Source organism: Peribacillus kribbensis DSM 17871, from assembly GCF_000430765.1.
Taxonomy (GTDB): Bacteria; Bacillota; Bacilli; order Bacillales; family DSM-1321; genus Paraperibacillus; species Paraperibacillus kribbensis.
This window is the reverse complement of record NZ_KE387241.1, coordinates 102,389-114,500: the sequence shown is the minus strand read 5'-3', so window position 1 is coordinate 114,500 and position 12,112 is coordinate 102,389. Positions and strand designations below refer to the sequence as shown.

Sequence of the window (12,112 nt, the reverse complement as noted above, 5' to 3'; positions counted from 1 at the left end):
GAAGGCGAAATGGGAGGCTAATACTAAAAAATGAATAGTGGATTTTATACGCTTACAAAACGGAATCGAAGACGATAATCGGCAATTTATTAGTTTCTCTCTTATCATTAAAAGGGCTTATGCTTTGAAATAGGGAACTGGGGCTCTATATCTGGCCGACGTTGAAGCACAGAACATAAAAAAATCAGAGGCAGCAGCTCCTGATTTTTTTTGCAGCTAATTTATTGAAGGGAGGAGGATGGTTACATCTGTCCCTTCTTTCACTTTGCTTTGAAATGCTAGCCTGCCATGGTGGGCCTGGATAATCCGTTGAGTGACGGTAAGTCCAAGACCGGTTCCTTTTTCCTTGGATGAGTAAAAGGGCTCGCCGAGGTGGGGAATTCTTTCCTGCTCGATGCCGCATCCATTATCCTTGATGTGGATCAGGGTCTCTTCGCCTGCCCGCTGCAGGGAAATCTTGATTGTAGTGGCAGCAGCTTCTATGGAATTCTTGATGATATTGATAAACACCTGTTTAATTTGATTGGCTTCACACAAAATCAACGGGAGTTCTTCCTTCTCTTCAATGAGTATTTCGGCTCCTTCAATCATGGCCTGGGGCTCAAGAAGGGCTTTAACCTCTTTAAGCAGAATACCCAGATTGCATTTCTTAAACTTTTTATCCTGAGGCTTAGCTAGGACCAGCAGTTCACTCACAATCTGATTGATCCGGTCCAGCTCGCTTAGCATGATGGAATAATAGGTTTGATATTGGCTTTCATTGTCCTTAAGAAGCTGGACAAACCCCTTTAATGAAGTAAGCGGATTACGCACTTCATGGGCGACACTGGCGGCCAGTTCACCTACAATCGACAGTTTTTCTGTTTTTCTAAGCCGTTCTGCGGTTTCCCTGATCAGCGTCACATCTTTTGCGTAGCCTATGACGCCTGCAAGCTCTCCATCAATCAGCATGGGAACAAATGTGCAGTGAAGAAGGACCTTGCTCCCTTTTGATGTAATAAAGGTAATATCATCTGTAGCGATTCCAGTCTTGTTATTCACTACATATAAGAATGCTTTCCTCAGCTTATCCTTATCGGATTCAATGCCTGTAACAAAGCCGTCGAGCCGGGTTCCGGCAAGTGCTCCGTTACCCATGTCCATCAGGGTTTGAAATTTAGGATTGGCCTTAGTCAATATGCCCTCTAGATTCATCATGAATACTGAATCGGGATTATAATCAAAGAGCGATTTGTACATTTGCTGGCTGTCTGACAGATTCTTTTCAGCCTTTACACGCTCCGTAATATCCCTTCCTATGACCACCAGGCCTTTTCTAGATCCATCACTGTTGAACAAGGGAACCTTGATTGTATCAAAGGTTTTACAGCCGCCTTCAGGGAGTGGAATGATCTCCTCGCAGCGGGTGATTTTTCCTTCGTTCCAGGTCTCTTCATCTGAAATCTCACAATACGTCAACGCATCGCCGTAAAAATCTGAGTGTTTGGCCAGCTCAGAATCCTTCAGCCCTTTATACTCTGCGCCTTCAATTTGGAAGAGCTTAAGACCGAATTCATTCGCCTCAATCCATCGTCCTTCACCATCCTTGAAGTTTACAAAGTCCACCATAGAATTGATTAAGGTAGAGAGCCGTTCCTCCTGCTCCTGGAGAATGGAGAACTTTTCGCTTTTTTTAAGGACTTGATATAATAGCAGGCCTGTTAATAGAATGAAAAAAAGTCCTTTTGCTTTTTGGATCAAGCTGTATAATTGAGCATTAGATACATATGAGTCGATAAAAAAATCGGTCAAAAATACCCAAATGATCCCGGAAATGAGATATATTATCAATATTTTTTGTTTATTCATTTTAGTCTCCTTCAAAGCCCGTTTAGAACTAACATATTATATCAGGAATAAGAAGCAAAATACATTTACAGGGGGAAAGGTGCCCCAAAACAGACTAAGAAAAAAGGCTGTCTCCTAAAGGAAGGTGCCACGGGAATCGCCCTGTAAACATTCCTTTTTTGAAGACAGCCTTCTGCAGCTGGTCCGGATTACGCTCTTTGTTCGTAAAGCTTTGCAATTTCTACTATTGTTTCAACAGCTTTCACCATATTATCGGCTGATATGTATTCGTATTTGCCATGATAGTTTTCGCCGCCGGTAAAGATATTGGGGGTCGGAAGCCCCATGTAAGAAAGCTGTGAACCGTCTGTTCCCCCGCGGATTGGCTTAATATCAGGTGTAATATTCAAATTCTCCATGGCCTGATAGGCAATGTCCACAATTTCTTTGACAGGCTCAATTTTTTCTTTCATATTATAGTATTGATCTTTGATATCCAGTTGAATATTCTCCCTGCCGTATTGCTCTCTTAAATCATCGGCTATTTTTTCAAGACTTGCTTTTCTATTATTGAAGCTGTCTCTGTCAAAATCCCGGATGATATAGGTAAGGTTTGTTTCTGATACGTCTCCGCCGATTGAGCTTAGATGGTAGAATCCTTCATAACCCTCGGTTGATTCCGGAGCTTCTTCCTGCGGCAGCCTGGAGTTTAATTCCATGGCGATTTTAGCAGAATTGACCATTTTATCCTTTGCGGAGCCAGGATGGATATTAAGTCCTTTTATCGTAATTTTGGCCTGGGCCGCGTTAAAGCTTTCATATTCCAGCTCTCCAAGCGGGCCGCCATCGACTGTATAGGCAAATGAAGCATTGAATGCCTTGACATCAAATTTATGAGGGCCACGGCCGATTTCCTCATCGGGCGTGAAGGCTGCCCTTATCCTGCCGTGCTTAATTTCCGGATGCTGAATCAAATATTCCATAGCTGTCATGATCTCTGCTATGCCTGCCTTATTATCAGCCCCTAAAAGTGTAGTGCCGTCTGTTGTGATGAGAGTATGGCCTTTGTAGCGGGACAGGCTTGGGAATTCCTCCGGAGAAAGGTATACTCCCATTCCCTCATTTAGTGTAATGATGCCGCCGTCATAATCGTCGACGATTTGCGGGTTTACATTTTTTCCTGTAAAGTCTGTTGCCGTATCGACATGGGCTAAAAACCCGATGGTCGGAACTTCCTTGTCTGTATTCCCGTGAAGTGTCGCCATTACATATCCATTTTCATCTATGGTCACATCCTCCATGCCGATGGCTTGAAGCTCCTCTGCCAGCATATTGGCAAGGGTAAGCTGTCCCGGAGTGGAAGGAGTGGTTTCACTTGTTTCATTGGATTGAGTATCCACTTTTACATAGGATGTAAAGCGGTTAATGATGTCTTGTTTCAATGTCCATTCATCTCCTGTAATGTTGTATGTTTATTTTACCATGAAAAAAATCCCCCGCATAATGTGCAAAAGCTTTCGGGCAGAATTATATCCATGGAGATGTTAAGAGGGAAGGGGTAAAATAAAATAGAGAATATATAAACGGATGGTGCATAATGAAAAAAAATCATGTGATGAATACGGAATTCATAGAGAAGATACGTCCATTCATTACTTCAGACGACAAACTGGTCCGGGAGTTTATTGCGCAGACGCTGGTTGACTACCCATTTGTTCCTGAAGAGTATGTGAAGGAAAAGGTAGAGCGGGTCCTTGAGGGAAAGGAAGAGGCCGTTCATGCAGGCTTCCATCTGCAAAAACATGAATTGGGAAGGGAAACGGCAGAGCTCATCGTACAAGCAGTTATCCAGGGGAAGAAGGTTGACTTAAATCTTTTACAGCTTATCAGTCCTGAATCAGCCATGAAATACAAGAAGGATCTTCGTTCTGTCCTCCCCGAAGGTCTATGGGAGCTTTATGATATTATCGTGCATGGCGATGAGGAGAAGGTCTGGGAGGAATACGGCTCGTATCTCGCAAAGCTGGATACAGAAAATCCCTATAATCCAGAAAGCTATCGGAGAGCTAAGCTGCTTGCCAAAAGGATTGCGGAAAAGGGCTGGGTGGATGACTTCGAGTTCAAAGTGGTCCTTAATGAAAACCTGAATTCTGATTGGTTTACCTTTGCAGGGATTTTCGTTGTCTATATGATAGGCATCCAGGGAAAAAAAGAATATCTTCCTTTACTAAAAGGGCTGTTTGCCAGAGAAGAAGAGGATTTTTTGCTTGAAGAAACTGCGGATGTGCTGATAGGCTGGCAGAGTGATGAAGCGGTGGAAGCTGTCCTGCCTTATGCCAGACAGGGGAGTGTGTACGCTGCATCTGTGCTGGGTGGAACAAAATCTCCAAGGGCCGTCCAGGAATTAAAAGATTTATATTACAGCCTGGAAGATATGGATAAAGAACTTATATTTGAAGAATTGGCCCATCAATTATCACACGAATGCCTGCCTGAAATTGCTGATTTTATGGAAAGAGGCTATGATGCATACATGGTTGAAAAGGAGCTTGATGCATACAGCTTTTATAAACTATTAAATCTTACACATCCCAAACTCGCACATTGGAAGCGTCAGGCTGAAGAGCAGGGGAAAGCAGACCAGATGCTGGTGCTGGAGGAAGAATTGGAGCAGACACTCCAGACAGAGAAAATAGGCAGGAATGACCCTTGTCCGTGCGGAAGCGGGAAAAAATATAAAAAGTGCTGTGGGAAATAGCAGGTTCTCTTTTAGTATCCTCAACTCAGGACACTGCTATTGAACCAAGAAAAAAAGCAGGCCATTCCTAAAACGCTAAGTGGAATGGCCTGCTTTACTATTTCAGCCTTCTTTATCGGTCCTGCTTTTCAACAAGCTGGCAGTCTTATGCACGCCGCTATTGCAGTTTAAAAAGCAAAAGGATTATTTGAAGATTTATTCGGACTTATTTTCAATGATATGAGGGCTGGATTCTTTCCAGAGTTTAAAATTGTCCAGTTCTCCCATGACCTTTTTCACGGCAAAGCCGATGACAGCTGCATCATCTATCAGGCCAAATCCCAGAATGAAATCGGGAATGGTATCTATAGGGATCACAAAATAAAGGATGGCAGCCAATATGGTGACAAGGGATTTTTTAGGGATTTGATATTCGCCCTTCAGCCAGGACCGTACCATTTGGAACAAAAGCTGAAGACTTTCCCAGGCTTCTCCAAGATTTCCCTTTTCAGCAGACGCCTTCACTGCGGCTTCCTTTAAAAGTACGAATACTTTATCTTTATTGTCCGTATAATGGCTGGCTTTAGGGAGAAAACGTCTGAATACCTTTTCATATTTTTTATCGAGCATAAAAGGACCTCCTCAAGGTCAGCAGTGCTGATGCACATGTATATGTGTTTCTGTTAATGATTGTCCATAGACATGTGCAAAAGATTTATTTAATGCACACTTGTGTGTGTGTTTAGTGCTATTTTAAAATATTATGGGAGCGGAGTCAAACAATATATGCAGGCATGGCTGGATGATTCCATGAAAGGTCAAAGAAGAAAGCTTTGCAGCATTGGAGCTGCAAAGCTTTCTTCTTAGTTAATGGATTGACTAGAGTATTCCTTTTTATGCAAAGTATATTTTTCAATGATGTCCAGGTCGGCTTCATACCCAATCCCTGGTGAGACAGGCACTGTTATATACCCGTTTTCGGCAATGACCTCGGGACGGATGATATCTTCAGCCCAGTAAAGAGCGGATCCCGCAGTATCTCCCGGCAGGCGGAAGTTGGGCAGGGAAGTGATGGCGATATTATGGGCACGTCCGATTCCAGCTTCCAGCATTCCGCCGCACCACACTGGGATTCCATTTGCCTGGCATAAATCATGAATTTTTCTTGCCTGTGTCAGTCCGCCGACACGTCCTACTTTAATGTTGATAATCTGACAGCTGCCAAGCTTGATGGCATTTTTCGCATCTTCATATGTATGAATGCTTTCATCAAGACAAATAGGGGTCTTGATGGACCTCTGGAGCTCAGCGTGATCCATAATATCATGATGGGCCAGCGGCTGCTCGATCATCATCAAATTAAAGCGGTCAAACTTTGCCAGATGCTCTATATCCTGGAGCGTATAAGCTGAATTTGCATCCGCCATCAATGGGATGTCAGGATAGACCTCCCGTACTCCCTCAAGAAGCTCCAAATCCCAGCCTGGCTTCACCTTTAATTTAAATCGCTTATACCCCTCCCGGAGCCGGTCTTCAATGACTTTTACGGTATCTTCAACCGTTTCCCTGATGCCGATACTGACACCGACTTCAATTTTTTCTTTTGTTCCTCCAAGTGCTTTTGCAAGGGAAAGATTGTTCATTTTTGAATAGGCGTCCCACACAGCCCCTTCAAGTGCCGCCTTGGCCATATAGTTTCCTTTAATATGTTTGAACAGCACCTCTGAGACCTCATCCGGGTGCTGGATCTCGGATTTAAGTATGATCGGGATCAAATAGTCCTCAAGCAGGTGCCAGTTCGTTTTTACTGTCTCTTCGTTATAAAGAGGATCGACCATGGCAACCGACTCACCCCAGCCGGTTATACCCTTGTCAGTTCTGATTTCTACCAGTATAAAATCTTTGTCATATTCCGTTCCAAAGCTCGTCACAAAAGGAGTCAGAAGCTTAAGCTTCATATATCTTAAAACGACCTGCGTTATTTTCATATGTACACCTCATCATTTGAATTTTTTGTAAGGACATAAAAATGGACCGGGCTTTCTTTGGGACCCTTTAAGAAGCGGACTACACTCCAGCCTTCCTGAAACAGCCGCGAAAAGACCATTCTCGTTTTCATCCGCCAGGCAAGTGCGGTGTCTGGACTGGTTTCCCTGATCCTTCTAAAATCGGCAGGGATAGCTGTGTATATGAACTCCTCTTTGGACAGGGGAGATTCCTTGATATCCAGCGGGATAGGAAGGCCGTTCTCCATATGCCAGGAAATCAAGGACTCTGCCGCCGCCGTTTGCAGCTCGTCTTCCGGGCGGGGAATCTGCCTTGCTGCTTCAGAGATATCCCATTCAACGAGGAATCGGTCTGAAGGGAGGCCGCGGTTTAATAAGTCTTCCATTTCTCCATAGCAGTTTTCTACGTATTGGGAGCAAGTGCCGCCCAGTTTGCCGATATTTAAATAGCCGTTTATGCTCTCTAGAGGATCGTAGGTCCAAGTGATCAGGGAATACCCGAGCTTCAGGGCTTCCTTTCTCTGGGCGAGTTTCAGCTTTTCGCCGATCCCTTGATTTCGGTAATCCGGATGAGTGCCGAGAATGTGGGAGCAAAGGTAGACGGAGGTGCCGTTAAAGCCCGGAAAGCTGTACTGAAAGCCCGCGAGACGTCCGCCATCATAAGCGCCAAGTACCATTCCGCCATTTTTGACAGCTGTGAGGGTCTGGTGTGATGGGATTGAATCATGGGCTCCCCATATCTCACTTTCCAGCCTCCTCACATCCTCAAGGTCCTTCATATCAGTAAGTGTCCTTATTTCAATGGATTCCATGATCAGAACATCACTCCTTTTCCGAGGCAAGCAGCACGGTTTTTATCAGAATCTTGCATCCGTAAATCAAGGCTTCCTTCCGAAAGCTCATTTTTGGGTGATGCAGCCCGGGGGCCAGGCCGCAGCCAAGTCCCACCATGGTAGCGTTAATTCCTGGGTTTTCCAGTGTGTAAAAGTGAAAGTCCTCTCCGCCTGGAGAAATGCAGACGGGAAGGAAGTTTTCTTCTCCAAGCACATCTTTTATGGCGGTTTCAGCTATTTTCATAGCGTCCTTATTCGGCTGGGCAGCTGGTACAAACTCTTCCAGTGTACAGGAAATCTCGGTTCCTGTTTCGGCTGATACCTCGTCCATGACAAGATGGGCAAGCCGCTTAAGCTCTGTCATGACCCTGTTTTCCTGAGCGCGGGCATCAAGCGAGAAATCCGCTGTCTCGGGAATGACATTGCTTGCATTATTAGAGGTTTGGAGCTGGGTCATCTTGATTGAGTAGGATGCTTTGGTATCAATTGTGACCTGCTTTAATTTATGGACAAGAAGGGCAGCGGCTTCGATGGCATTAATGCCGTCATCCGGCCTTGCTGCGTGTGCCTGCCTCCCTTTAATTCTTCCTTTGATCGTGCCTGAAGAGCTGTGGATGATGACAGGTGAAGCTTGATTAAAGGGCACTTCGAAAGAAGGCCGGAGATGGAGCCCGAAGAGATATTCCGCATCCTTTAGAACTCCTTCTGACATCATCTTTAAGGCGCCTTCTCCTTTTTCTTCTGCAGGCTGGAAGATAAAACGGAGAGTATGCCTGGGTTTGACGCCGCTTTTTGCAATTGCCAGAGCTGTATAGAGCACCATGGTGCTGTGCGCATCATGCCCGCAGGAATGGTTGGGCCGCACTCTGCCATCCACCTCTTGAACAAGGGCATCCAAGTCCGCCCTGAGTATGACAGCTTCCTTCATTGTACCGGGGATTTCAGCTGCAATTCCATAGTGGCTGTCAAATGTTTTAAAAGCAATGCCGGCATTTCTCAGCTCGTTTGCTATGTATGCAGAAGTTTGTTTTTCCTGCCAGCTCGGCTCAGCCAGTCGGTGAAGCTCTTCATAAGTTTTGTAAATCTGTTTTACACTTTTGTCGATAAAAGATAGGGGGTCCAAGATAACACCTCAGTTTTTCATGTGGTTTAAGGAATTCACACACTCTTTTTTTATTATATGCCCAAGAATCTAAAAGTGCTTCGGTCTGGTATGTAAGCCAGTCCTCTGACGGTGCCGGATATTCTCTGGATGATGAGGAAGTAAAGCAGCCGGGAAAAGTTGAATGAAAGCTTCGTTTTAGCAAACGTTAAACCGAATCCTAAAGCCTGGTTCAGCCTATATTCTCACTTATATCATAAATAGAAAGAATTTGCTTCCAGCAATAGAATAGACTCTGAAAATATTGAGGAGTCAAAGCCATGTCCAGCAAGAGAATGCTTATTCCTGGAGATGCTTGTCCCTAAAGGAAACCTTATATTTTTAATAGTCATAGTGACGGCATTTCTTTTCTTTCTTCTTGTTCTTTTTACCGCCACAGTAAATTTTAATTACTGTTACATGACTTATGATTTTTTCTTGGAAGTCTTTTTTGCGCTTTCCCTTGCTTGAATCATAAGCATGTTCCATTTCCATTTTTCTGTGGCCATCAGGCTGATAATCTCCATACCCATAATTAAACCCGTTTAATTTTGCAATTTGTTGGCCCTTCAAATTTTTTAACTACACTACAAGATATGTAGTTAAAAGGAAGAAGGAAAGGGCTGAAACTACTTCTATGAAAATTGTGTGTAAATACTAGTTTCTCTTTAAAAAAACAAAGCAAAAGAAGCTGCCTCATACAAAGCGGAACGCTTTCTGAGACAGCTTCTTCATGGCGGGAATTTAAGGGTTTGTTGACCAAAGCCCCGCTGTTTTAACAAATACCCTTGGATGCAGCTTTAGCTGGGAAACAATGAATTCTGCCAGGTCTTCCGGCTGCATGACTTTTTCGGGATTTCCATCGGTTAAATTCGTTTCAATGGCAAGGTCGGTAGCCACGGTGCTCGGAGCAAGGGCGCTCACCCGGATATTATGTTTTCTGACTTCAAGAGCCAGAGATTCCGTTAAACCGAGTACAGCAAATTTAGAGGCGCTGTAGGCGCTGGTTGCGGGTGCTCCCCTTTGACCCGCTGAGGAAGAAATATTGATGATATCGCCGGACTTTTGCTCAATCATTCCAGGCAGCGCGGCCCTTGTCACATTGTAAACTCCCATTAAATTAACGGAAATGATCTTTTCCCATTCCTCAGGATCGAGATCAAGGAAGCCCCCAAACTTTGCGATGCCGGCATTATTGATCAGAATATCAACTGATCCCAGGTCCGAAACGATATGCTCAACTGCATTCCTGGCAGACTCTAGATCAGAAACATCTCCTCTGGCAGCAGATACAGTGACGTCATATTGCTCGAGCTCTTCAGTCACTTTTTCAAGATTTGATAAATTTAGGCCCATCAAGCCAATGTTGACTCCTTCAGCCGCTAAAGCCAGTGCGCAGGCACGCCCTATGCCTCGGCCTCCCCCAGTGATGAGGGCATTCTTTCCCTTTAAGGAAATCATTCAATCACTCCTTCTAGTTTTCTCCATCATAATATACCCTTTTTTGATAGAAAATTTCATGGAAAATGCCTAGGATGCATGCTTTTGCTTCATAAAAGATATGAAAAAAAGCCGTTCTATACGAACGGCTGCAAAATAAGAATCCAAATCTATGTTAGATGAAAAACATCTGTGAATATTCCGTGCATAACATCTCTTAAAAGGAGAACAGCTTCAGTAAAGGGTTCTTCCTATTATCCGTAACTCTTACTTCATTCAGCAGCAATTTATCCTGATGATCGGCCATCCATTTCTTCAACTCGTTTTTGCACTGGCAGGACGTGTAGTATGTTTCCCCGCCTTTCCCTGTAGCCTGGATGATAAATCTGGAAGAAGACTTTCCCATGAGTCCCACCTTTTAAATGATTTTTAATGTAAAGATCAGGTTTACATTGATATTATAGCAGGGATTTTATATAAATCCAGAGGCTATTTTGTAAATTTTTTGGACGCAGCTTTTCCTTGCCAAGCAAAAAAAGGCTGCCTCCTGTGAGACAGCCCTTCGGAATAGGTTAATAGTCCAGATTGGCGAGTTCGTGGATGGCGCGGACATAAATGGCAGCGGCCTTTAATAGGTCCTCTATGATGATATATTCATCCTTTTGATGGGCCTTGTCCTCACGGCCTGGAAAGAGCGCACCGAAAGCGACGCCATTGTTAATCATCCGTGCATATGTATTTCCGCCTGTTGTCAGCAGACTGGGCTCGAGTCCAGTTTCCTCCAAGTAGACTCTCTGGAGGGTTTTGATCAACGGATGGTTCTTGTCTACATGATGCGGAAGTCTTTCACGCAGGCCGCTGATTCTGAATCCATGAGTGCGGGCTGTTTCCTCTAAGTTTTGGTGCATCTCCTCGTAGGGAGTTTTAACCGGGCAGCGGATATTTAAATGGATGAATGCCTCCTCGGTCCCATATCTGAAGATTCCGGGATTCACTGTAAGCGGGCCGGTGATTTCATCGCTGAAATCGATCGATAGTCCTTTTCCATAATGATCGCCTGCCAGGTGTCCGGCGATAAACTCCATATAACCCTGGCCGCGGCTGTCCAGCTTTTCGGAGGACAGGAAGGAGGCAAGATGGGCTGCCGCATTAATTCCTTTTTCCGGCTCCATGGCATGCGCTGATTGTCCTTTTACGTTCAGGGTCAGCTGATCTTGGTCAATAGAGCTGCTGCCTTCAAGTTTCTGTTTTCTGCAATAAGACTTGAAGCGTTCTGCGGCATCTGAAAGGCCTTGTCCAAAAAGCACAGCCTCTGCAGAGTCTGGCACCACGTTAGCCCGTTCTCCTGACTGAAAGGATAGGACCTGGATGTCTCCAGCTATAGCGGAAGTATCTTCCTTTTGATAATCGAGCTGCAGATTGACCTGTCCTTTTTCGGCATAGATGATGGGGAAATCGGCATCAGGGGCAAATCCTGTGATGGGGTGGGGCTCTGTTTCCAAATATTTAGCCATACAGCTCATGCCGCTTTCTTCATCTGTACCAAAAATAATCCTCACTCTATGCTTTAAGGGGAGTCCCAGTTCTTTTAGAAGGCTGAACGCATAATAAGCGGCCATAGTCGGTCCTTTGTCATCGATGGCACCCCTTCCAAAGAGCTTTCCTTCACGGATTTCAGGCTCGAAAGGAGGAGAAGTCCATCCAGCTGAGGCCGGGACTACATCCACATGGCACAGAACTGCAATATAGCCCTCTGCATCCTCCGGCCCCATTTCAGCATACCCTGCGTAGCCCTCAATATTTTTGGTCCTGAAGCCATCTTTTCTGGCCTTGCCCAGCATAAATTCCAAGGCTTCTGCAACCCGTTCCCCCATAGGGGCTGAAGCAGAAGAACTCCCTGGATCCTTCACACTCTTAATACGGAGAAGGGATATTAAATCCGATAAAAGACTGTCCTGCTTTTCGTTCATTTTTTCCTGCCAGTTCATCAAAGTCAGCCTCCTAAATATTTCTTCAGTACTATTCTAGCATGGTTTTCTTCAGTAGTATCCATCCGTATAGCGGGAGAGCGCTTATGAGGTTCAACGTACAGAAGGCAAATCAGTTTATGGAAATAGCCGGTTTTTAT

At 44.7% G+C, this 12,112-nt stretch carries 12 protein-coding genes; 2 read left to right on the top strand and 10 right to left on the bottom strand.

Annotated features, from left to right (window positions below; translation table 11 throughout):
* Window positions 1–216: 216 nt before the first annotated feature.
* Together H539_RS0120790 and pepT are read right to left on the bottom strand one after the other, a co-directional pair.
* Complete coding sequence (locus tag H539_RS0120790; protein ID WP_026695121.1) at window positions 217–1,848, bottom strand: PAS domain-containing sensor histidine kinase; 1,632 nt, start codon at window positions 1,846–1,848, stop codon at window positions 217–219.
* Between the two features lie 188 nt (window positions 1,849–2,036).
* Complete coding sequence (gene pepT, locus H539_RS0120785) at window positions 2,037–3,269, bottom strand: peptidase T (protein WP_026695120.1); 1,233 nt, start codon at window positions 3,267–3,269, stop codon at window positions 2,037–2,039.
* Between the two features lie 155 nt (window positions 3,270–3,424).
* On the opposite strand from pepT, the gene H539_RS0120780 reads away from it, so the two are divergent.
* The gene (locus H539_RS0120780) at window positions 3,425–4,585 is read left to right on the top strand and encodes a YecA family protein (protein ID WP_026695119.1); all 1,161 of its coding nucleotides are present in this window, start codon (window positions 3,425–3,427) and stop codon (window positions 4,583–4,585) included.
* A gap of 39 nt (window positions 4,586–4,624) precedes the next feature.
* Complete coding sequence (locus tag H539_RS33165; protein ID WP_281171454.1) at window positions 4,625–4,756, top strand: hypothetical protein; 132 nt, start codon at window positions 4,625–4,627, stop codon at window positions 4,754–4,756.
* Window positions 4,757–4,780: 24 nt separating this feature from the next.
* On the opposite strand, the gene H539_RS0120775 is transcribed toward H539_RS33165, so the two are convergent.
* The 8 genes from H539_RS0120775 to pepV form a co-directional block, all read right to left on the bottom strand.
* A complete protein-coding gene (locus tag H539_RS0120775) occupies window positions 4,781–5,194 on the bottom strand; it encodes a YkvA family protein (protein ID WP_026695118.1) in 414 nt (137 codons plus the stop codon).
* 233 nt (window positions 5,195–5,427) lie between these two features.
* The gene (gene menC, locus H539_RS0120765) at window positions 5,428–6,552 is read right to left on the bottom strand and encodes an o-succinylbenzoate synthase (RefSeq protein WP_026695117.1); all 1,125 of its coding nucleotides are present in this window, start codon (window positions 6,550–6,552) and stop codon (window positions 5,428–5,430) included.
* Entirely contained in the window at window positions 6,549–7,382 is an 834-nt protein-coding gene (locus H539_RS0120760) for a GNAT family N-acetyltransferase (protein WP_245602232.1), read from the bottom strand. The genes menC and H539_RS0120760 overlap by 4 nt, the downstream gene beginning before the upstream one ends.
* Before the next feature lie 10 nt (window positions 7,383–7,392).
* Entirely contained in the window at window positions 7,393–8,526 is a 1,134-nt protein-coding gene (locus tag H539_RS0120755) for an amidohydrolase (protein ID WP_026695115.1), read from the bottom strand.
* 360 nt (window positions 8,527–8,886) lie between these two features.
* Window positions 8,887–9,117, bottom strand: a complete 231-nt coding sequence (locus H539_RS0120750) for a hypothetical protein (protein WP_026695114.1) — start codon at window positions 9,115–9,117, stop codon at window positions 8,887–8,889.
* Window positions 9,118–9,288: 171 nt separating this feature from the next.
* Window positions 9,289–10,005: a 3-ketoacyl-ACP reductase gene (locus tag H539_RS0120745; RefSeq protein WP_026695113.1), complete on the bottom strand. Its 717-nt coding sequence runs from the start codon at window positions 10,003–10,005 to the stop codon at window positions 9,289–9,291.
* A 196-nt stretch (window positions 10,006–10,201) separates the two neighbouring features.
* The gene (locus H539_RS0120740) at window positions 10,202–10,390 is read right to left on the bottom strand and encodes a hypothetical protein (protein WP_026695112.1); all 189 of its coding nucleotides are present in this window, start codon (window positions 10,388–10,390) and stop codon (window positions 10,202–10,204) included.
* 166 nt (window positions 10,391–10,556) lie between these two features.
* On the bottom strand, window positions 10,557–11,981 hold the full coding sequence (pepV, locus tag H539_RS0120735) for a dipeptidase PepV (protein WP_026695111.1): 1,425 nt from the start codon (window positions 11,979–11,981) through the stop codon (window positions 10,557–10,559).
* Window positions 11,982–12,112: the final 131 nt, after the last annotated feature.